The organism is Thermodesulfovibrionales bacterium (assembly GCA_026417875.1).
Lineage (GTDB): Bacteria > Nitrospirota > Thermodesulfovibrionia > Thermodesulfovibrionales > CALJEL01 > CALJEL01.
Genome location: JAOACK010000004.1, coordinates 53331 through 74420, shown reverse-complemented (window position 1 = coordinate 74420; position 21090 = coordinate 53331). Strand labels below are relative to the sequence as shown.

The window sequence follows — 21090 nt, the reverse complement described above, 5'->3', positions numbered from 1 at the left end:
CTGTAAAGGAGAGCTGTCCCGGTCTTACACCATCTCTTTCCGCCTCAATGCTGTGGGCAGCATCCTCTATAAGTATAAGATTATGTTTGTCAGCAATCTCTCTCAGTCTCTTCATATCAGCCATCTGTCCGTAAAGATGTACCGGTATGATAGCCCTGGTTTTCTCCGTGATAGCTCTCTCCACTAGCTCTGCATTTATGTTGCCTGTGTCTTCTTCCACATCAACAAATACAGGTCTAGCACCTGCATGAAGTATTGAGTTTGCAGTTGCGCAGAAACTCATTGGAGTGGTTATGACCTCATCTCCTTCTTTGATACCAGCTGCAATCAGACTTAGATGAAGGGCAGCAGTACAGCTTGTTACTCCAATGGTATATTTAGAGCCGAGATAGGAGGAGAATTTTTCTTCAAATTCTTTTACCTTCTCACCTGTTGTGAGGAATATTGACCTGAGGACCTGATTAACAGACTGGATATCACTTTCCTCAATACTGTGTTTAAAGAACTCAATTTTATGCATTATATATTATAATATAATCCATGGGGACAATGGAAAAGCCAAAAGTATCTCCTGAATTTTCAGTTATCATTCCTATTTACAATGAAGAGGACAATATTTATGAATTATATGAGAGACTTAGCGCTGTCATGGGGAAACTTGGTGCTTATGAGATAATAATGGTTGATGACGGCAGTAAGGACAGAAGCTGGGAAGTGATAAAAGATATTCACCAAAGAGACTCAAGAGTAAAAGGGATAAGTTTTTCAAGAAACTTCGGGCATCACATTGCAATAACAGCAGGTCTTGACCATGCAAAGGGCAATTCCGTAATCCTGATGGATGGAGACCTTCAGGATCCACCTGAAGAGATACCTAAGCTATATGAAAAGTTTAAAGAGGGATATGATTTAGTTTACGGTATCAGAAAGGAGAGACATGATCCTGTTGTTAAAAAGATTACATCTTTTATTTTCTGGTGGATTTTAAGAAGATTTTCAGGTGTTGACATGCCAGCCGGCCAGACAATGCTGAGGATTATGAGCAGGAGGCTCGTGGATGTTTTAAAGGAAATGAGAGAATATTCAAGATTTATTCACGGTATGATGGCATGGGCTGGATTTAATGCGGCCATGGTTGAAATAAAACACAATCCAAGATTGAGAGGGAAGAGCAAATATAATATACCAAGACTTTTCAGGCTCGCCTTTCACGCTGTAACATCTTTTTCTATTGTGCCTTTAAGACTTGCAACCTATTTAGGTCTCCTTAGCTCTTTTGTAAGCCTTCTAACAGGTATTTATTTTATTTACAGAAAGATAGCATATAATATTCCTGTTCTTGGTTATGCCTCAATTATTGTCTCGATCTTCTTTGTTGGCGGAATTCAGCTTTTAGTGCTCGGTATCTTTGGTGAATATCTTGGAAGAACCTATCAGGAAGTGCAGAGAAGACCTCTCTATATAATAAGAGATTTGCTCCAGTGATAAAGGAATTATCTTGGGATAGCAATTTTTTTGGGCGAAAGATCGGTGAACTCATCATATCTGAAAAATTCACCTTCAGTTCAATTAAGAAAGAAATAAAGAGAGCAGAAGAAAAAGGATTCGATTATCTTATCTGCAGACTTTCATCATTTGATATTGCTTTAATAAGTACTTTAACCATGAGTGGATTTTATCTTTCTGACATAGGAATTACATGGGTCACTGATACAAGGACCTTTAAATTTTCTGGCGATCCTGCTAAAGACCGGGTATTGAAAGCTGAAGAAAAGGATATACCCGGTCTGAAAAAGATTGCTAAAGGCCTTTTTAAGGAGAGCCGTTTTTACAGGGATCCTTTTTTTAAAAAAAAGGAGGCAGATAAATTCTTTGAGACTTGGATAGTGAATTCTGTAAAAGGTATAAGTGCTGATATTGTTTTATGGATACCTAAAAAGGGCTTTATCTCCTGCAAAAAAGAAAAAGATACTGGCAGGATCGTTCTTGTCGGTGTGGCGCGTGGATTTCAGGGTAAAGGACTGGGTAAGGCTCTTGTAGAGAAGGCTTTAAGATGGTTTAAAGATGAAGATATTTTTACTGTCAAAGTGCGAACTCAGTTGAATAATATTAATGCCATGAATTTTTATAATTCCATGAATTTTAAGATTGAAACCTGTGATTTTGTATTAAGTAAAATAGTGTAAAATTACTTTACTGAAAGATTAAAATTTAAAAAATGGAGAAATAGACTTAATGGTGTTCACCTTTAATTTTTAAAGACAGAAACATATCCTATCATCAATATTACACCGGAGTATCCTAATAGTCACACTCCTGATAGATTTATTAAAACGATAGAGATTATGAAGGTTAAAAAATAGATTCTCTCAGAAAGAAGCAAAAATTTTCCTTTAGAATTTGATAAAAATTGTAAGCAAAAGTATAGAGATTCTAAATTCTCATATTACCTATTCTTTTAATCCTTTCTTTTGGCCTAAAAGTTTTTCCAAAAATCCACTTTTGCTCACTAGTCTAAAAAACTTACCTGTAACAGGATGTTTGAAGGAGAGGCTTTCTGCATGAAGGCAGAGTCTTCTGAGCGGGTCTGTCTTTGCACCGTATTTTTTATCACCAGCTACTGGATGACCTATGGCTGAAAGATGAACCCTTATCTGGTTCTTTCTTCCTGTAAGAAGTTTTACCTCAAGAAGGGAGTAATCTCTGCCTTCCTTTAAGACCCTGTATTCTGTAGCAGCATATTTTGAGTCTACCCTGCTTTTTACTGGATAAACAAGAAAGGTATCTGTCTCTTTAAGATACCCAGTGATTATACCTTCTTTTTCTTTGAGTCTTCCTTCCACAAGACAGATATAGGTCTTTTCCGCTTCATTCCAGCCTGCCTGCAGCAGCCTCTTTGCCTCTTCGGTTTTAGCAAATATCATAATCCCCGAGGTATCCCTGTCGAGTCTGTGTACAATGAAGACCCTCTCATTTTTATTTTTAAGATATTCATTGAGTATGTAGTAGGCTGTTCTTTCCCTTTCTTTTTCTGTGGCAATACTCAGTAGTCCAGGAGGTTTGTCAATAACTATGATATGTTTGTCTTCATAGATTATTTTTATTTTAAATCTCTGTAGTATCTCTGAGGCGTCTTTTTTGATCTCTATGGATAACCTGTCTCCCTCCTTTAGCTGATGGTCATATCTTCTGACAGACTTTCCGTTTACATATATTGAGCCATATTTAAGAAGCTGTCTTATCCTGTTTCTCTTAAAACCCCGGCTAAGGAGAAATTCCTGAAGAGAGGCGCTTTTTTTAACTGTCACTATCATTATTTATTTTACTAAAACTTTTATAGATCCTCAAAATTAACATAACAGTAACTACCTACTCTCCCTTATATAAATCTTTACGGGACTTCCTTTAAAACCAAAGCTTTCTCTGAGCAGATTTTCTATATATTTTTTATGATGTTCCTTTATTGCCTGAGGGAAGTTTACAAAAAGGACAAATCCCGGTGGTTCTGTCTCTGCCTGGGTAAGATAATAAATCTTCACTTCCTTCCCTTTGTATGCCGGCACCATGAGTTCTTCTTTTATCTTTTTCAAAATCCTGTTTAATTCTCCGGTGGTTATTCTTTTCTTCCTTTCTGCGAGTATTTCATCTATGAGAGGAAATATTTTTGTTACTCTCTTTTTTTCAAGTCCTGATATTGTAAGAATGGGTGCATAGTCTAGATGGGGCAACTTTCTCTGGAATTCAGAAAGAAGAAATTTAAGCCTCTTATCGGGCTCTTCAACCTTATCCCATTTGTTGAAGGCTACAATTGCGGATTTATTATTTTCCCTTATCAGGCCTGCTATCTTCTGGTCCTGATCAGTAATCCCTTCAAGGGCATCTAAAAGTAGAATTACCACATCAGCCCTTTCTATACTTCTCATTGCCCTCGTAACAGAATAGAACTCAATACTATCTTCAATCCTTGCCTTTCTTCTTATGCCAGCAGTATCAATAAGAATGTATTCCTTACCGTAATATCTGCAGATAGAATCAACAGAGTCCCTTGTTGTTCCCGGTTCAGGGCTCACTATCATCCTTTCTTTTCCAAGGAGGGTATTAACCAGTGTGGATTTTCCTGTATTGGGTCTTCCAACAATTGCAATCTTTGGAAGAATTACAGTCTCTTTCTCTTTTTTTTCAGGCAGTAACGAAAGAACTCTCTCCATTAATTCTTCAATACCATATCCAGTCTGGGCAGAAAGAGGCATAGGTTCATCACCGAGTTTGTAAAATTCGTAGATAAGGTCTTTTTTTGAAGGTGTGTCAATTTTATTGACCGCAAAGATGGTCTTTTTATTTTTCTCCCTGAGAAAACGCATTAATTCCATATCCTCTGGTGTTGCTCCTGTCTTTGAGTCAAGCAGATGGATCACCACATCTGCTTCATCAATAGCAAAAAGTGCCTGTTTTCGTACCTGTGCCATTATTGTATCTTCAATATCGGTAAAACCCCCTGTATCAACAAGTATGAATCTCCTGCCATCCCATTCTGCCTGTGCCTCTATCCTGTCACGGGTAACACCGGGTGTTTTTTCAGTTATGGCTTTTTTTTGCCTGATGATCCTGTTAAAGAGGGTGGATTTCCCCGCATTAGGCCTTCCAACGATGGCAACCAGAGGGAGTTTCATAATCTCCTTTTTATCTCTATTTTAAAGTATCCAGGTGAGACCATTGCTCCTGGCATTAATAGCATGAGAGAACTGTTCAGTTCCTTTTCAGGCATTAGTTCAATGATAAGGTCAGCAAGCTTATTTTCAATTGTGCCCTTTATCCTTCCATAAATATCCTTTCCTGAAAAGGTTACTGATTCAATGGTCAAATTTTTACCATCAATATTTATCCTTCCACTGATATTATCTATGAGGTTAAGCGGTATATAGAGTTTATCTTCTTTGAAAGGTTCAAGCCTTGCATTTTTGCAAGAAAATTCTATCCAACCCTTCTGCCCTTTTATCTCTGAAATAAGGAAAAGTATACAGTCTCCTTTCACATAAGGGTTTTTGATTTCACTAAGCCTCAAACCATCTATGTTTATCACCGCATCTCCTGCAGAATATACACTACCCTGGATTATACTGTTATTTGCCTTTATTTTTATGCCAGGCCTTTCCACTAGTAGAGAAGGTTTAATGGATGCAGAGACTTCCTTAAGTATAAGCTCTGTATCACCAGCTTTTAAAACAGCCCTTTGGATATAAAGCCCTGGTATCATCTTCTTCTTCAAACCATCGATCTCAATCTCTATGCCCGGCGGGATAAAGGAAAGCAATTTTTCCTTTACAAGCTCTTCTGGTATAGCAATGAGCCAGAGCCCTTCTATCATCACTGCCAGGCTAATCAGTATTAAGACAAGGTACCTAAGTAATCTAAAAGCAGGCATCATCTCCCTTTCAGGCCTGAGAGCATGACTGTGAGATTTAGAAACTCTGGAGAATCAAAGGATCTTTTCATGCTTATACGGCTTATTGAAAGAGAATGTCTCTGGTCTACATGATAAAGGATATTTACAAGTTCATTCATGGTGAGTCTTTCCATAACAAGCTCAGTCTCTTCAATTATACCGAAGGATGTCTCTTTCTTCTGAGCTTCTTTAAGTGACCTGACCTTTCCCTTTAAGCCTGTAGTATGGAGAAGTAAATTTATCTCCTCAATGAGGGCTTTACCGCCTGTCCTTTTGTCTATTTTTGAAAGTTCTTCTTTGATATTCCTGTATTCGGTCAAAAGGATACGGAACTCGCTAAGTCTCTTTTTCTGATAGGCCAGTTCCTTTTCTGTTTTTATCTTTATAAAAATGCCTGTTATTAAAACTGTAAGAACAAGAAATATCAGGATGGCTGTTCTGTAAAATTCCTTTATCATCTCTCAGCTTTTATAGTAAATCTGAATTTATTTAAAAACTGTCCGCTTTCAAGGATAGCAGGATTTCTGAAACCTTCTTTTAACTTTTCCTTAAAGGCCTCAATTCCTGCAAGGTCTCTTGATTCACCTTTAATGGTAATACTCCTTGAATCTATATCTACTGAATCAATAGTAATGGCTCCAGAAGGTTTTATCTTCTTCAGAAGCTCGGTTACCGGTATTCCTGTAAGTATATCTTTTTTCTCTTTTATCTCTTTCAGGTGGGATTTTAACTGAAGTAATTCGTCCTTTATCCTTTCCTGCGGGAATTCCTTTCTGTATTCCTCGGCAATAAGAGCTCGGAGCCTCTCTGTTTCTGAATAGTTTCTCCTTATGGATACAGTATAGGCAAGAATAAGGACTGAGAGAAGAAGGATAAGAAGGACGTTCGTTATCTTAATTCTTTTTAAAATATTCTCCCTCTCCAGAGTGATACCGAGGCCACCTTTAAGAAGGTTTATAAGGGGTTTTTCAGATTCCTTTCTAATCAGTTCTGGCAGGTGGTCTTTATAGTCCGGCGGATTGAGCAGATCTTCTGTTTTTAAACCTTTTTCAATTACATATCTCAAAGAAAATGAGCTAATTACATCGGGTGTGATCCCTACATCTGAAAGAGTCCTTAAGAGAGAAGTTAGTTCATCTTTTTTTGTATAAACAACCAGAACCCTCTGGGTATCTTCTTTTTCAGAGGGAAGTATTAAAAAATCCCAGACAAAATTCTCAAGGGGTTCGATGATCTTTTCTTTTAATTCAAAGGGAAGAACTTCTCTTATCTTATCCTCTTCCCTGAAGGGAAGCTCTACTATCCTGAAATTAAAGTTGCTCAGGGGCAGACTGATATAACAACGAGGGGTCTTAAGTCCGGACAGACCTGAATTCATTTCAGCTTTTATCCTGTGAAATTCTTCTTTCTTGAGTTTTACAGACCTTAGGACTTTAAAATCCCTTCTGTTTTTTTCAGAAATGATTATATTAAATTCTTTATCAATGTCAATGAATAGAATCCTTGCCATCTCATTCTTCCCTGTAATATTTTAATCTTAATATCTCTGGATTAACAACTCCGTGAATTAATTTCTTTATTCCTGATTGTTCAGCCTTTATAGTGATTCCATAAACCAATGCCTTTACAGTGTATCTTCCCTGAAGGGACTGATAAATTGCCGGACTTATGCCTGATACATTTTTGAGGTCTTCAGGTTTTTCAAAGGGTCTTTCATTTCTATAATTTATAATAGCCTCTGCAATAGCCTCTGTTATTCCATCCATAGTAAGGAGGACTTCAACTGATGCAGAGTTTATGTTTACCTTTCCATCAGTATAGCAGGTCACATAGGGTTTGAGTTTATCGTATATTTCTTCATTTATACCCGGTATCTGGAGTAGTTCTTCAATACTGTAAAGACCCCTGTTTTTTGAAAACCTTTCTCCACCCGGATATTCCTCATCGCTATCCCTGTCTATCCAGTCGGAGATGGTATAAGCAATTGCTTCATCTACCTTGAGCTTATGGAAAAGCTTTCTGAGGCCTTCACGTGCCCTGGTCTTATCAATGCTACTGTGGGTATAGAGAGAATTAATATTAAATTTTGCATTCTCATCACTCAAAATAACGACAAGACTCAACCCTTCTTCATCAATAAATCCCGAAAGTTCAAGGATAATCTCCCTTTGATCTGTATACTGAAGTCCCTTCATATAATTGCTTATATGTTCAATGGCGAAATCCATTGCAGAACTGCCTAGTACAGAGAGCCTCTGTGATATAACATAATTTTTAAGACTCACTGTATTCACAAATATCTCATAGGAAAAGTCTCCTACCATAGCAATAATAACAGTAAACACAAGTAGAACTGGAATGAGTATAAATCCTTTCTCTTTCTCCCTCTTCATCTGAGCCTCGGGAAAACTGTCTCAGTTAGCTCAATCTTTCTCTGGTTAATATTAATCCTGATAGTTATCCTGATCCTTTCGGGAAGTCTTTTTGTAAGTTCACTGTCCCATGTCCTGAGGGGGTTACCTTTGTCAGGAATCTCAACCAGAAATCCTTCAATATCCTCAATGATTTCTGCCTCCATTCTCTCTTGCCTGAAGGCAGGTCCCTCTATCTTTACAATAATAAGTCTTTTATCCCTTTCCTTAACCTCGTAATTGATACTCATCAGACCCCTTTCTTTAAAGGCTGTGAAACTCAGGACTGAGGCAGGTTTTCCAAAGATATCTCTATCTTTTATAACAAAGAATGTTCTCTGATCATCTCTGTTTAAATAAGCTGAGGATATCTCCCTTGAAAGCATCTCAAGTAAATTCCTGGCCTCCTGAAACCTTAGTGACCTTCCTTCTATCTGAGAAAGATTATTCTCTATTGAGATATAGATGCTGAAAAGTGCTACTGAGATAATGGAGGCAATGGCTAATGCAACAAGAACCTCTATAAGGGTGAAACCTCTTTTTAAAGTTAGAAGATGCTTTATCAATGGCAGGGTGCTCATTCTTATTAACCTTTAATTAGTTTTTACCGGGTATCTATTCAATCTTTCTTATGAATCTTTCCATTGTTACCAAGTCTCTATCTGTGCCTGCTGTGAGTCTTAATATCTTTATGCCCTGAAAGGGTGTATCAATGATAGTCTTTCTGTAATAAAATTTATCGTAGGGAGAAGGAAATCTGCCCTCCTCTGATTCTTTTTTAAGTGGTTCCTCATAGATTTTTTCCTTTGCAAGAAGTGTGGCTCTTAGAAGGTCTTCATGTTCAAGATTTAGATTCATATGATAAAGAAGACTGTAAAGGACAACCACAAGAGAGCCCACCACAGCGAGACTCACGAGTACCTCTATGAGGGTGAAACCCGAATCCTTATACATGTCAGTGAAAATAGTGCTCTTCCAATTAAAATTCATTAATCTTTTCTATCTTGACCCTTCTGCTTATGGGATTTATATTTACCTCATACTTTTCCTTTCGATTCTGAAATGTAAAGATAAAATTCTCTTTCACTCCCGTAGGATAGAAAAATAAAGTTAGTATAGAGTCCCTAATATCTCCTCTTGAAGAAGACCTTACCGCTGTAAAATAATTAAAGGATTCCTCCTTTCTGCCTTCAGCGATTTCATAGATCACCCTTTTTTCAGGGATCTCGATGGTAAGATGGAGGACCTCCTTTTTTGTTGCTGCTTCATCAAGCATGTATCTAAGAAGAGCGGCAAATCTCTTTACTTCATAGGTTATAGATCTTTCTACATTAATTGATGGAAGGACAATTGCAATAGCAATAGATAGGATAAAAATGACTGTGATTATCTCGATAAGGGTAAATCCTTTATTGAATGTTCCAGTTTGTGATATCAGCGTCCTTTCCTTCTCCTCCCTCTTTTCCATCAGCACCATAGGAGATTATATCATAGTCTCCATGTATGCCAGGACTGAGATAGATATAGGGATTTCCCCATGGATCAAGGGGAATCTTTTTCTGCTCAAGATAACCGCCTTCTCTGTAGTTAGGTGGAATCCTTCCTGTGGTGGGTTTTGTTATCAATGCCTCAAGTCCCTGTTCTGTTGAGGGATAAAAGCCATTGTCAAGTTTAAAGAGCTTTAGTGCTGTCTCGAAGTTTTTAATCTGGAGCTTTGCCTCTGCTATCCTCGCATCATCAGTTCTTCCTATTATTTTTGGTGCAACAATTGCAGCAAGGATACTCAGAATAAATATAACAACAAGTACCTCAATCAGGGTAAAGCCTTCCCTCTCTTTAAGCTTGTAGAATTTCTGAAGTTTCTTCATGAATTATTTTAGTCCATCAGGATTATGTATGGCAATAGCCTTTATGATATTTGGTCTCAGTCTTTCCTTTATACCTAGCCTTTCTCTGAGCTCAGCTACAGGAGTCTTTCTTATTTTTTTATCAAGCCTGAGATATTTTATATATTTTTTTTCATCTGTCTTTATTGAAAAATCTCCTTCTATTTTCCATTTATCCTTCAGGTAAACCCACGAGGCAAAGTCCTCAAGCCTGTATCCCTCAAGTAGTCTTATGGGCGTCGTATTTTTCATTTCTTCTATTATCAATCCATTTTTATCAGCAAATATCCTGTAGGAACCCCTGAAGGGCTCAGCACCCTGGTCGTCCTGAAACTCCCAGCTGGAAAGGGAGATCTGTTTTTCCTTATGACAGTCATCACATTTACGGGCTTTTCCTAAGGGGTGGCTCACTTCCTGAATTTCTAGCCAGAGAAGATGCCTGTTTGCCTGAGGTAGGCCATCAAAGGTTCCCATTATTGCATACATATCTCTTGTACTTCCATCAGGCCAGCGGAATTTTATTCCTGATGGTATGACATCGATTTTTATATTTCCTACTGCATGGGGCCAGATTTTTGCAGGAAACCACTTTCCCTTCTGGTCCTTCATTAATATAAGGGGCTCCTGAATTCCATAATAAAGAGAGTATTTTTTAAAGGGATTATCCCTTCCACCAACAATGCCCCTCCCCCAAACTGTTATCTGATAGCCACCTGCACGCCTTACATGGCATGCTGTGCATGTAAGATTTTTATGAATAGATTTTTCATGAGCTTCCTCTATCTCCACATGACAGTCCTGGCAGCCTGCCTTCCTCTCCATATCACCCATTCCGAGTTCACCAGTCTGGTGACAGTCAGTACAGTGTATGTTTTTCTTAAAGTGTATGTCTGGTTCCATGCCCCGAGGGATTGAGTAATCATTTCCAATATATGTCGCTCCTCTTCTGGACTGCATGGCACCAGGGTGGCATATGGAATTACCCCTTCCCCATCCGGCACAGGAATAAGAATCAGGTTTCTTTGTGAATGAATGAACCTTTCCATTTTTCCCAGGTGTGTAATGGCAGTCAAGACATCCTGCATGGCAGACATTACAGAATTTCTGTTTTGTCAAAGCCTGTTCTTTTGTGAATTCTATGTTTAATTCTTGCCGGATTCTTTCTATGTTATTGAAATCAAATTCAGTGCTTTCAAGTACAGGAGGAGGTGGTGGATCTGCAAAGGATGGGCCACAGTTGTGAGGTCCATAGGGTTCAAGCCATGTCCTCATAGTCCTCTGTCTGAAATTTCTTGCCATAATGGTCTTTCTGAATTGCCTTAATTCCTCTACATGGCAACCAGATTTTGAACAGGTCTTCTCTGCAATCTCGGGGTCAAAATTAAAGGTCACAGGATCCCTGTCATGCCAGAGGAGATTTCTTACCTCTGGACGGATGTATAAATTGCCTTCCTGATCTTTTTTCTTTGGAAGGAGTTCAAAGAGTCTGTCACTCCCCATTGGAAGGAGTCTGTTTAATTCACTTTCTGATTTATTATAGAGTTTTTTTCTTTCAAGGACCTCTCCGGCATGACTTATGAACAATGGTCTTAAAAGTCCCCTGTGTGCCTTCTCAGGATCCATTGTCCTTCCATTTCCAAGATGGCAGTCCCTACAGGTTGCATGCTTGTGTCCTGTTTCCTTTTTAACTTCTTCTTCGGTCATATAAAACCCGGGATAACCGAGTTCTTCCATCTTTTCCCTGTCTCCATGGCATTTGATACATGTTTCTGAGGAGTCCATGTAGTAGCGATAGCCAAGAAATGCTATTATAAGAAAGAATTGTAAAAAGAAAAGGACAAGTGTTTTTGGATTTGTAAGGTCACTTATCCTTCCAAGACCCATGAAAAGATTTTAACATAAAAGCAAGCCTGCAAGGTTTTTATTTTGCTAGCAGTATAGATTTTGGATTAAGCTTTTTAAACTATTAGTGAAAGACCTCCGTATTCATCCTTTGAAGGATCCATATAATTGCCATAGATGTCCTTTCCATAGAATCTAAAAATAATATGGGATGGATCAATGGTACCATCACCCGTGCTATTCTGTTTCAGTGTAAATATGACTGTAGCAGAATTCCTCTGAGAATTATAAATAACAAGGTCAGGCAGGGGATTGATTGATATTTCTGTTTGAGGAACAGGAAGTCCCCAGTTATAAAGACCGCCCTGATTGATACCTGATGATCTGGTAATTGACCAGTTAGTTATTTTTTCAACAGATCTTCTGTCCATGGGTTTATCAAAATAAAACTCTATCATGAAACGTTTTGATGCACCAGGAACTGAAAGAGCAGGGTCAAGAGAGCTCAGAGGTGTACCAGGTCCCCTTTTTATATTAAAGGCTCTGGAGGTATCTACAAATATGAATCCTGGCTTTTTTACCTTTAATATATAGGCCTTCAGGTCCTCTGCCAGATCTTTATTTATTCCTTCAAGAATGCGGATCTGTTCTTCGGCGAGACTGAATTCATTCATATCAGCGTAGAGCGCTCCTAGGTCAAAATAAGCATAGGCAAAATCGCTCTTAATGCTGATCACTTCTTTAAATATCTTTATTGCCTCGCCATAATTCTCCTCTCTTACATATATCTGCCCAAGGGCATATAGAGTACCGTAATTTTTCGGTTCCCTTTTTAATATTCTTTGAAAGATCTCCTTTGCCTCCTTAAATTTATTAAGTGATAGATAGGCCTGACCCAGTGCATAGAGATTATCTTCAGATGGATTTAATCTTACAGCCTTTAAAAAGGCGTCTTCAGCCTCTTTATATCTTCCTTCATGAAAGTAGAGATATCCAAGCTTGAGATAGAGGTTATCATTTTGAGGAAATAATTTAATTGCCTCTCTGTAAGTCTTTTCTGCATCCTCTTTTTTCTGTAATTTCAAAAAGGCCTGTGCCATAAATTCATAGGCCTTTATGCTATTTTCTGAATAGGGATCAAGACTGATAGCCCTTCTCAGTTCTCTGATAGAACCTTCATAGTTACCACTCAGGTAAAGATCAATTGCCCTTGAAAGAGCTGTCCCTGAGAAAGAGGAATAATTGCTAAATTTGTTCCCAAGTACGGAAAAGAGGTTTTCACTTATGGTTGCTTTATTAAACACTTCAAGGCTTTGATCTCAATCCAGCAGCTATATTAAGATTTATCTTTATCAGGATATCAAGTTTTTCAGGAGATGGTGATGCCATTAATTCAAAGGTCCTTTTGTCAATAAAGAGACTGAGACTCAGAAGGTCTTCCCTTAAATTCTTTGGCATGGGATGGTCAGGTCTTGAGAGTTCTGCCTGGAAAAGACTCCAGAGCCTCTGATTGTACCTCAATGCCTTATCAAGCTTTTCATCCCTGTCTGGCTCATTCCATCTATCCCTGCACTCCTTAAGGAGATGGGCTGCCTTGACAAGGATAGATGCTTCAAGTTCCCTTCCTGAAAGGGTGGCTTTCTCAACATCCCTGTAAGCCTCAATGCCTGTTTTTAACATAATTTAATACCTCCTTTTCAAATTCCATGAGTTTTTTCGCAAGCTTTAATGCCTGATAATAATTTTCTTCAAGAATGTTCTGACTTATCTGGTCAATTATACCTGTTGTCCTCGGAACAGCATCAACAAGTTCCCTTACGAGCTTCCAGTAAATTCTGTGATAATCTAACATGTTCTTACCATCTATATACATGAGCTGTATAACAAAATATATCTTGCTACAGTAGGTGAGGGCATCCTCCTCTTTCATTATGTCCTTCTCTCTTAAGAGCGGGACTTTATTTTCTATATAAATTGTGTTTGGCCTGTCGCCATTTTTAATTACTGCTCCACCTATGATTATCTTTTCTCCTGGTTTAAGATTTATCTTGAGAGCCATGTTAAAATTCCTTTAAAAAAATCATTTCTCCTGTTATACTATTTTTTTCTTTAGAAAGGTAGTGCCTTATTTGAAGACTTTTTATCTCAGCTGTCTCAGCGGAAAGTCTGGTTATTTCTTCTTTCTGTTCAGGCGGTATTGTGAGCCTTTCAATAAGTGCCCTGAAGGCAGAAAAACTCGTGAGTGCTTTTATTCTGTCTTCATCTAAAGGTGGATAGGGTGGAAATACCTTTTTTACGTGGAGGGGTTTTTCTGAAATATTTTCCATGAGGTCTTTAAAATTTTCTTTGCGTAATGAGTTATAAAGTTCTGATTTTATCCAGTATATTTCTTTGAAACTGTCAGATTTTTTTAATTCAATGGTAAATTCTTTTTCATCAATTTTACCTGAAGAAAAAAATTCCTGTTTTTTATCCTCAGACCCTATACGGAGTACTTGATAATGACCTTCACCTATTCCTGTTACAGCCATGGCATAACCTGCAATCAATCAGGGCAGGGGCAGAGCCCCTGCCTTAATTTAGAATAACCTCAGTACTGACTGGGCTGCCTGAGATGCAAGGCTGAGAGCTGTTACACCGAGTGCCTGTCTGGTCTGGAGCATTAGCAGGTTTGCACCCTCTTCATTCATGTCTGCAAGTGTAAGGTTCTCTGCACCCTTTGTAAGAGTATTGATCATATTGTTTGTGAAGTCAAGCCTTGTCTGAACAACTGAGAGATTAGAAGATAGGGTCTGTGAGTACTGCCTCAGGGTAACAATCGCAGAATCAAGCTCGCTGATTGATGTCTGGATATTTGTATCTGATGACCAGTCAGTAGCCTGATTTATTCCGAGTCCTGCGGAAGTTGCATCCTGGTGGTTAATCGTAAGGGTGCTTGTGCCATCTTCATTGAATATTACAACTAGATTGTCTGTACCATCATCAATAAGATTTGTGCCACGATATCCGGAGTCACCAGCCACATTGTCTATCTGATTTAGTATTTCATTGTACTGAGCCATCAAGTTTGACCTTGTGGTTGCATCATTTGATTGAAGTGCTGACTGGGCAAGAGATTTTGCCTGATAGATAAGTGATTCAATTGCTGAAAGACCTGCGTCAGCAGCCTTAACGGTCTGGATCGCCTCATTCATCATATCCTTGAGCGCTGCAAGGTCAGATGCCCTGTTCATGTGTGCCTTTGCTGCAAAGTAGTTTACAGGATCATCAAGGGCGGAATTGACCTTTTTACCTGTTGAGAGTCTTACCTGTGTTCTGTCAAAAAGTTCTGCTGTTTTCTGAAGGCTTAAAAGATTTGACCGCATTCCAGCGGTAAGGGTAATGTCATTGATTGGCATCTTAAATACCTCCTTCTGAGAATTTTACCGGTAATTCTTACCGGTTTGAATTCAGGCCCTGGGAATTTCTAATTATTTCCACCTCCTTTCTCCCGTATTTGGCCTTCACTTTTTGATTCGGACTGTTGAGCGAAAACTTTAATTTGGGATAACTAAAGTTTTACTGTAAAATGCCGAAAAAACAAGATTTAAAAAAGGGGATAGAGACTGGTAAATACCTATGTTTAGAGGTTAAAATTATATCGTGCTACAGGTACAACGCCTGGTTTTACATTATTACAAACAGCAGATTAAAATAAAAGTGAATAATAATGAGTTATGCATTTTATGCTTTGCCAGAAGAATTAAAATTTTGGCTTAATAAATTAATTGGTCAAGAAAACATTTGGTGTTTATCATGGCATCCTCTGAAGAGGCGTTATGATTATATTGAAAGTGAAAAGGATGTAAAAACCAAATCATTTGAAGCAGAAAATGAAGGAGATTTAATTTTTTTTCTTGGTAACAGGGACTTAGTGATGTAGTGTGGTACGACACGCCAAATGGAAAAAGACTCAATTTTATAAATTCGCTTCCAATAGAATTTACACCTGCAACAATTTTTGGTTCAATACTTTTAGAAGATAGAATAGCAATTATGCGGCCTTAGACTATCAACTTCATGGTATTGATCCAAAACCGATTTCCAGATGGTACGGCAGGTTCGGACGTCTTTAGCATCTATCATGACAAGGGATTACATCATTGTTCAGTGGACAACGAGCGGTCAGATAAAGAATGGCAAGAAATTGAAATTTCAACAAGGGCAGTAAAATGGCGAAAATCTGGAAAGTTACTTAAGCAATTCATACATGGTACTGTTGAGTTTGACATGATTCCTTTGAAAGATTTTAAGCTATTGGAATAAAAAATCTTACACAACAAAAATCAGACAAGAGCCGGGAAAGGGATTCGAACCCTCGACCAGCTGATTACGAATCAGCTGCTCTACCGCTGAGCTATCCCGGCTGAATTTATTTTAACATACCTGCACTTGACCTTCTGAAGATGGTAATTTTACAATTATTACCATGTTTTATTCAAAACTATTTATACCTACTTTGAGGGAGGTTGGCCAGGAGGCCGAGTCTGTAAGCCACAGGCTTCTTCTGAGAGGTGGATTTATCAGACAGCTTGCATCAGGTCTTTATATCTTTCTGCCCCTTGGCTGGAGGGTAATGCAGAGGATTATAAAGATCTTAAGGGAAGAGATGGATGCCATCGGTGCTCAGGAGATAACCTGCCCTGTACTTCATCCCTCTGAACTCTGGGAGGCTACTGGAAGATGGTTTGAGATCAAGGATGAGATGTTCAGGCTCAAGGACAGGGGTGGAAGGAATATGTGTCTTGGAATGACTCACGAAGAGGTTATGGCATGGCTTGCTGCAAAAGAGATAAGGTCTTACAGGGAACTTCCCCAGATATGGTACCAGATTCAGATAAAACTAAGAGATGAGGCAAGACCAAAGGCTGGAATTATCAGGACAAGAGAGTTCATTATGAAGGATAGCTACAGTTTTGATATTGACGAAGAGGGTCTTGCTCAAAGTTACGAGATACACAGAAAGGCCTATCACAGGATATTTCAAAGGTGTGGCCTGAAATTCTATGAAGTTGAATCAGACCCTGGAATGATGGGTGGTGGTCAGTCTCATGAATTCATGGCGCCCTCGTCTGCAGGTGAGGATGAGATTTTGCTCTGTGATAAATGTGGATATGCAGCAAATGTAGAGGTTGCTGATTCTGTTCCTGCTCACTATGATTCAGAAGAGTCAAATCTGGAAGAGGTTTACACACCTGGTCTAAAAACAGTTGAAGAGGTCTCTAAGTTTCTTGGTTTACAAAAGGAGGGTTTTATAAAGACACTTGCATTGATGGCTTCTGAAGGGATGGTCCTTGTACTTTTGAGGGGAGATCAGCAGCTTCACGAAAAGAAGCTCCAGAAGATAATAGGTCCATTCAGACAGGCATTAAAAGAAGAGATCCTGGAAAAAATTGGAACCGAGCCAGGTTTCATAGGACCTCATGGTCACAAGCTTAGGATTCTGGCCGATCCTGTCCTTAAAGATGGCTTTTATGTAAGTGGTGCAAATAAGAAGGACTATCATGTAAAGGGTTTAAGGGCAGGTATTCACTTTGAGGCTGAGTGGTATCCGCTTCATGTAGCGAGAGAGGGAGAAGGATGCCCTAAATGCAATGGAAGATTGAAGATGGAGAAGGCCATTGAGGTAGGTAATATCTTTAAGCTTGGCACAAAATATTCAGTCCCTCTCAAGGCTTTTTATCTTGATAGCTCTGGCCAGCAGAAGCCCATAATAATGGGGAGCTATGGAATCGGTCCTGCCAGGATTATGGCTGCTGCTGTAGAGCAGAACCATGATGCTGACGGCATAATATGGCCAAAAAGCATTGCACCATTTGATATTGAAATCATTCCATTAAGCACAGGCAGTGAGGTTATGGACCTGGCAGTAAAGATTTATAATGCCTTAAGAGAAAGAGGACTTGATGTCCTTCTTGATGACAGGGATCAGAGACCAGGCGTTAAATTTAAGGATGCCGATCTAATAGGCATACCCTATCAGGTTATAATAGGTGAAAAGGGTTTAAAGGAAGGATACATTGAGCTTAAAGAAAGAAGAACAAAGACCCTCACAAAGCTCTCCCCTGATAGCCTCTATAGATACGGGTTCTAATACCATAAGACTTCTTATAGGTTTTTTAAAAGGAAAGACTTTGCAGAGGCTTTATTCAGACAGAAGGATTACAAGGCTTGGTGAATCAATCACGAACAGCGGTAGATTAAATGAGCAGAGAATAGAGGATAGCCTTGATTGTTTCAGGAATTTCAGAAAAAAGGCAGAGGAATTTAATGTGAGGAGGATAGCTGCTGTTGGTACTTCTGCCTTAAGAGAGGCAGAAAATTCCAAATACTTTATTGAAAGAGTAAAAAATGAAACAGGTATTGATATCAGGGTTATCACACCTGAGGAAGAGGCATTCCTTACAATAGAAGGTATCAGGCTCGGTCTTGAGCTCCCTAAGGAATTCATTGCCTTTGACATTGGAGGAGGAAGCACAGAATTTGTCATAAGTGGAAATGGTTTTACAGAGCTGCACTCCGTTCCTGCTGGTGTCCTTAAGCTTTCAAGGCACATAAGGAATTTCCCTCCGTCAAAGGAAATTATTTACAGAATAAGTTCTGATATTAAAAATATCTTCTCTGCACTTCAATCGTTAGCCTCAGGGCTCAAGCCTGAGGCACTTATAGGTACAGGCGGAACAGTTACAACCCTTGCCAGTATTGATCTTTCTCTTGATACTTATATTCCAGAAAGAATTCACGGTCACAGATTATTCTTTCCAAATCTGAAAGCAATATTTGACAGGCTTTCTACCTTAACATTAAAAGAGATGAGCGAGATCAGGGGCATGGAAAAGGGCAGGGAGGATATAATCCTTGCAGGCCTTATCACAGTTATGGAGATTATGAAGCTATTTTCTCAAGAGAGCATTGTGGTTAGTGATTTTGGTATCTTAGAGGGTATAATAAAATATGAGACTGATTTAATGAGAGACGAGGGTTTATAATGAGTAGAGCTGTTAATCACTTTCTTGACCTTGTAAGTATCCCTCTTGTTGTAGTAAGACATGACTTTACCATTATTGATTTTAACAGGGCTTTTATGCTTCTGTCAGGTGCAGCAAAGGTTTCAGTAGGTCTTGATGTTAGGGATATAGGGCTGTTCAGAGATATAAGACTTGATTTAACAGAAGCTTTGATTCATGAACACAGGCCAAGAAATCTTTATGTCTATCAGGGAGATTCGGTATTTGAAGTGAAGATTGATTTGAATAGAAGTCAGGAATTCTACGGTGAAAGGACCCATTTTATATATCTTATTGATGTAACAAGATTTATAAATGCGGAAAAAGAACTCCTTAGAAAGAACAAGGAACTGATGATCGCTAATTCCATATCCAATATATTTATCTCATCCTCTGAAACAGAAGAGCTATATGGTAATATACTTGAAAAATGTATGCTCGTGGGAGATTTCGGGGTGGGAGCTGTTCTGACACCAGCAGAGGAAAGAGGAGGTCTTGCAGTCAGGGCGCAGAGGGGTTTTTCACTTGCCTTTCAGAGGTCTATTCAGGGAGATTTTCAGAAACTAATAACCTCTTCAGAGTCTCCCATGAGGGTCTTTGACAGAGAGGAGATCGGAAGTAATGAAATTCTCATGAGAGAAGGTATTTTGTTTTTTGTGATCGTGCCTCTTGTTAGCAGCGGTACTGTGCTTGGCTATCTCCTTCTTGGCAACAGGAAGGAACGGGTCTTTGACCTTGAGCTTGCCTCTATAATATCACTTATCGGGAACAATGTCGCTCTTGTTTTTGATAAGATAAGGCTTTTTAAGGAACTAGAAAGGCTTTCCATTACAGATAGTCTTACAGGTCTCTTCAACCGCAGATACTTCTATGGAGCCCTCGAAAAGGAAATAGAGCGGGTAAAGAGGTATGGGGCTAATTTTTCTCTTGTGCTAATAGATATAGATGACTTTAAGAGGGTGAACGATGAGTATGGTCACCTGGCGGGTGACAGGGTTCTTCAGGTCCTTGCAGATATCCTCAAAAGGACATTAAGAAAGGTTGATATAATAGCCCGTTATGGAGGAGAGGAGTTCATTCTCTTGCTTCCAAATACAGGAAAGGAAGAGGCGGGTGCAATAGCAAACAGGATTAGAGAGGAGATCTCAAAAACAGTGGTTGAATGCAGGTCTGATAAAGGTGCGGAGGTTATATGTCCTGTTACAATAAGTGGTGGAATTACCACATGCCCTGATGATTTTACTGATGCTGACAGGCTTCTGAGTGCTGCTGATAAGGCTATGTATGAGGCAAAGTCACTTGGTAAAAATAAAATGATACTTTACCATAAAGAGCCGGCTATCTTTGAAGCTGATGAGCTGAGAAAGATTGAAAAAGGAGGTTCTGAATGAAACAGGTCTTTTCAAGACCGTCTTGTCTAAAGGATGTTCCTTTCAGGTACTGTCCGGGCTGCGGGCACAGTATAAGCCACAGACTTGTTGCTGAGTGCATAGACACTCTCGGAATAAAGGAAAGGGTAATTGGCATAGCACCTGTTGGATGTGCTGTCTTTGCCTATGGTTATTTTGATTTTGATATTGTAGAGGCAGCTCACGGAAGACCACCAGCTGTTGCAACCGGTCTTAAGAGGGTAATGCCTGATAGAATTGTATTCTCTTATCAGGGAGATGGCGACCTTGCCTCCATAGGTATGGCTGAGATCATACATGCAGCTGCAAGGGGAGAGAATATCACTGTTATTTTTATTAATAATGCTACCTATGGAATGACAGGAGGTCAGATGGCGCCGACTACACTTATAGGCCAGAAAACATCGACAACACCTGAAGGAAGGGATAGACTCAGGCATGGTTCTCCTATAAAAGTGGCAGAGATGCTTTCAATACTTGAAGGAACAACCTTTGTTGCAAGGGGAAGCCTTGATTCAGTAGGAGATATTAAAAAGACAAGGCAGTATATCCTTACTGCTTTTATCAATCAGATGGAGAATAAAGGATTCAGCTTTGTTGAGATCCTTTCTCCCTGTCCGACAGACTGGGGAATGAGCCCTGGTGATGCCAGAAAATGGCTCAAGGAAAACATGAAGAACTATTTTAAAACCGGTATACTAAAACAGTAAAATTTTAGAGGTAGTAATGAAAAGACAAAGGAGACGGTCTGTTAGTGAAGATGACTTCAAAGGCCTTGCAACCATTAAATCAAGAGACATTATAATCAAATGTTTGGCCCAGAAATAAACTTTTGCAAGGTAAAAGAGACTCTGGGTAGAAAGGTTAATAATGAGGAGATACTTGAAAGTGTGACTAATGCAATAAAACCGGTATTCAGGGAGATTAATGCTTTCTTTGATAACCTTTCAAAGACCAATTTCTTAAAAATGGTTGATGGCCTTACAGCAAATCAGCTTCCTGAGGTACTCCTCAGGATATAATAGAGGACCACAGGACCAAGATTGAGAAGGT

Annotated in this window: 25 protein-coding genes and 1 tRNA gene; 8 read left to right on the top strand and 18 right to left on the bottom strand. The window is 39.0% G+C overall.

Going from position 1 to position 21090, the window contains the following annotated elements; translation table 11 throughout:
* Nucleotides 1-520, bottom strand: a 520-nt coding sequence (locus N2257_01830) for an aminotransferase class I/II-fold pyridoxal phosphate-dependent enzyme (protein MCX7793136.1), incomplete at its 3' end; no start/stop codon positions are given.
* A gap of 29 nt (nucleotides 521-549) precedes the next feature.
* Between N2257_01830 and N2257_01825 the strand changes: the two genes are divergently transcribed.
* Nucleotides 550-1485, top strand: coding sequence for a glycosyltransferase family 2 protein (locus tag N2257_01825; protein MCX7793135.1), 936 nt, complete (start codon nucleotides 550-552; stop codon nucleotides 1483-1485).
* Nucleotides 1482-2186 carry a GNAT family N-acetyltransferase gene (locus tag N2257_01820; protein ID MCX7793134.1) on the top strand — a complete coding sequence of 235 codons (705 nt, stop codon included), beginning with the start codon at nucleotides 1482-1484 and terminating at the stop codon, nucleotides 2184-2186. The genes N2257_01825 and N2257_01820 overlap by 4 nt, the downstream gene beginning before the upstream one ends.
* 264 nt (nucleotides 2187-2450) lie before the next feature.
* On the opposite strand, the gene N2257_01815 is transcribed toward N2257_01820, so the two are convergent.
* The 16 genes from N2257_01815 to N2257_01740 all read right to left on the bottom strand — a co-directional run bounded on the left by N2257_01815 (nucleotide 2451) and on the right by N2257_01740 (nucleotide 14980).
* Nucleotides 2451-3314 carry an RluA family pseudouridine synthase gene (locus N2257_01815; GenBank protein MCX7793133.1) on the bottom strand — a complete coding sequence of 288 codons (864 nt, stop codon included), beginning with the start codon at nucleotides 3312-3314 and terminating at the stop codon, nucleotides 2451-2453.
* A 51-nt stretch (nucleotides 3315-3365) separates the two neighbouring features.
* Entirely contained in the window at nucleotides 3366-4670 is a 1305-nt protein-coding gene (gene der, locus N2257_01810; protein MCX7793132.1) for a ribosome biogenesis GTPase Der, read from the bottom strand.
* Complete coding sequence (locus N2257_01805; GenBank protein MCX7793131.1) at nucleotides 4667-5368, bottom strand: hypothetical protein; 702 nt, start codon at nucleotides 5366-5368, stop codon at nucleotides 4667-4669. Before N2257_01805 ends, der begins: the two co-directional genes overlap by 4 nt.
* Nucleotides 5369-5421: 53 nt before the next feature.
* A complete protein-coding gene (locus N2257_01800) occupies nucleotides 5422-5901 on the bottom strand; it encodes a hypothetical protein (GenBank protein ID MCX7793130.1) in 480 nt (159 codons plus the stop codon).
* A complete protein-coding gene (locus tag N2257_01795; protein MCX7793129.1) occupies nucleotides 5898-6953 on the bottom strand; it encodes a hypothetical protein in 1056 nt (351 codons plus the stop codon). Before N2257_01795 ends, N2257_01800 begins: the two co-directional genes overlap by 4 nt.
* 1 nt (nucleotide 6954) lies before the next feature.
* Nucleotides 6955-7836 carry a general secretion pathway protein GspK gene (locus tag N2257_01790; GenBank protein MCX7793128.1) on the bottom strand — a complete coding sequence of 294 codons (882 nt, stop codon included), beginning with the start codon at nucleotides 7834-7836 and terminating at the stop codon, nucleotides 6955-6957.
* The gene (locus N2257_01785; protein ID MCX7793127.1) at nucleotides 7833-8420 is read right to left on the bottom strand and encodes a prepilin-type N-terminal cleavage/methylation domain-containing protein; all 588 of its coding nucleotides are present in this window, start codon (nucleotides 8418-8420) and stop codon (nucleotides 7833-7835) included. Before N2257_01785 ends, N2257_01790 begins: the two co-directional genes overlap by 4 nt.
* 49 nt (nucleotides 8421-8469) lie before the next feature.
* Nucleotides 8470-8844: a type II secretion system GspH family protein gene (locus N2257_01780; GenBank protein ID MCX7793126.1), complete on the bottom strand. Its 375-nt coding sequence runs from the start codon at nucleotides 8842-8844 to the stop codon at nucleotides 8470-8472.
* A complete protein-coding gene (locus tag N2257_01775; GenBank protein MCX7793125.1) occupies nucleotides 8834-9322 on the bottom strand; it encodes a prepilin-type N-terminal cleavage/methylation domain-containing protein in 489 nt (162 codons plus the stop codon). Before N2257_01775 ends, N2257_01780 begins: the two co-directional genes overlap by 11 nt.
* Nucleotides 9264-9722, bottom strand: coding sequence for a type II secretion system major pseudopilin GspG (gene gspG / locus N2257_01770; protein MCX7793124.1), 459 nt, complete (start codon nucleotides 9720-9722; stop codon nucleotides 9264-9266). Before gspG ends, N2257_01775 begins: the two co-directional genes overlap by 59 nt.
* Before the next feature lie 3 nt (nucleotides 9723-9725).
* Nucleotides 9726-11624 (bottom strand): cytochrome c3 family protein, encoded by a 1899-nt coding sequence (locus tag N2257_01765; protein ID MCX7793123.1) that lies wholly within the window; start codon nucleotides 11622-11624, stop codon nucleotides 9726-9728.
* A gap of 74 nt (nucleotides 11625-11698) precedes the next feature.
* Nucleotides 11699-12886, bottom strand: a complete 1188-nt coding sequence (locus N2257_01760) for a tetratricopeptide repeat protein (GenBank protein MCX7793122.1) — start codon at nucleotides 12884-12886, stop codon at nucleotides 11699-11701.
* 1 nt (nucleotide 12887) lies between these two features.
* On the bottom strand, nucleotides 12888-13262 hold the full coding sequence (flaF, locus tag N2257_01755; protein MCX7793121.1) for a flagellar biosynthesis regulator FlaF: 375 nt from the start codon (nucleotides 13260-13262) through the stop codon (nucleotides 12888-12890).
* Entirely contained in the window at nucleotides 13243-13641 is a 399-nt protein-coding gene (locus N2257_01750; GenBank protein ID MCX7793120.1) for a flagellar biosynthesis repressor FlbT, read from the bottom strand. Before N2257_01750 ends, flaF begins: the two co-directional genes overlap by 20 nt.
* A 1-nt stretch (nucleotide 13642) precedes the next feature.
* The gene (locus N2257_01745; GenBank protein ID MCX7793119.1) at nucleotides 13643-14113 is read right to left on the bottom strand and encodes a hypothetical protein; all 471 of its coding nucleotides are present in this window, start codon (nucleotides 14111-14113) and stop codon (nucleotides 13643-13645) included.
* Between the two features lie 48 nt (nucleotides 14114-14161).
* Nucleotides 14162-14980, bottom strand: a complete 819-nt coding sequence (locus N2257_01740) for a flagellin (GenBank protein ID MCX7793118.1) — start codon at nucleotides 14978-14980, stop codon at nucleotides 14162-14164.
* Between the two features lie 311 nt (nucleotides 14981-15291).
* Here N2257_01740 and N2257_01735 point away from each other — a divergent pair, with 311 nt between their 5' ends.
* Nucleotides 15292-15504 carry a hypothetical protein gene (locus N2257_01735; protein MCX7793117.1) on the top strand — a complete coding sequence of 71 codons (213 nt, stop codon included), beginning with the start codon at nucleotides 15292-15294 and terminating at the stop codon, nucleotides 15502-15504.
* A gap of 412 nt (nucleotides 15505-15916) precedes the next feature.
* Here N2257_01735 and N2257_01730 read toward each other — a convergent pair.
* Nucleotides 15917-15988, bottom strand: a tRNA-Thr gene (locus N2257_01730).
* A gap of 62 nt (nucleotides 15989-16050) precedes the next feature.
* On the opposite strand from N2257_01730, the gene N2257_01725 reads away from it, so the two are divergent.
* The 5 genes from N2257_01725 (at nucleotide 16051) to N2257_01705 (ending at nucleotide 21059) form a co-directional block, all read left to right on the top strand.
* Nucleotides 16051-17715 carry a proline--tRNA ligase gene (locus tag N2257_01725; protein MCX7793116.1) on the top strand — a complete coding sequence of 555 codons (1665 nt, stop codon included), beginning with the start codon at nucleotides 16051-16053 and terminating at the stop codon, nucleotides 17713-17715.
* Nucleotides 17642-18610 carry a Ppx/GppA family phosphatase gene (locus N2257_01720; GenBank protein ID MCX7793115.1) on the top strand — a complete coding sequence of 323 codons (969 nt, stop codon included), beginning with the start codon at nucleotides 17642-17644 and terminating at the stop codon, nucleotides 18608-18610. Before N2257_01725 ends, N2257_01720 begins: the two co-directional genes overlap by 74 nt.
* Entirely contained in the window at nucleotides 18610-20019 is a 1410-nt protein-coding gene (locus N2257_01715; protein ID MCX7793114.1) for a sensor domain-containing diguanylate cyclase, read from the top strand. The genes N2257_01720 and N2257_01715 overlap by 1 nt, the downstream gene beginning before the upstream one ends.
* The gene (locus N2257_01710; GenBank protein ID MCX7793113.1) at nucleotides 20016-20747 is read left to right on the top strand and encodes a thiamine pyrophosphate-dependent enzyme; all 732 of its coding nucleotides are present in this window, start codon (nucleotides 20016-20018) and stop codon (nucleotides 20745-20747) included. The genes N2257_01715 and N2257_01710 overlap by 4 nt, the downstream gene beginning before the upstream one ends.
* Nucleotides 20748-20846: 99 nt before the next feature.
* A complete protein-coding gene (locus tag N2257_01705; GenBank protein MCX7793112.1) occupies nucleotides 20847-21059 on the top strand; it encodes a hypothetical protein in 213 nt (70 codons plus the stop codon).
* Nucleotides 21060-21090 lie beyond the last annotated feature (31 nt).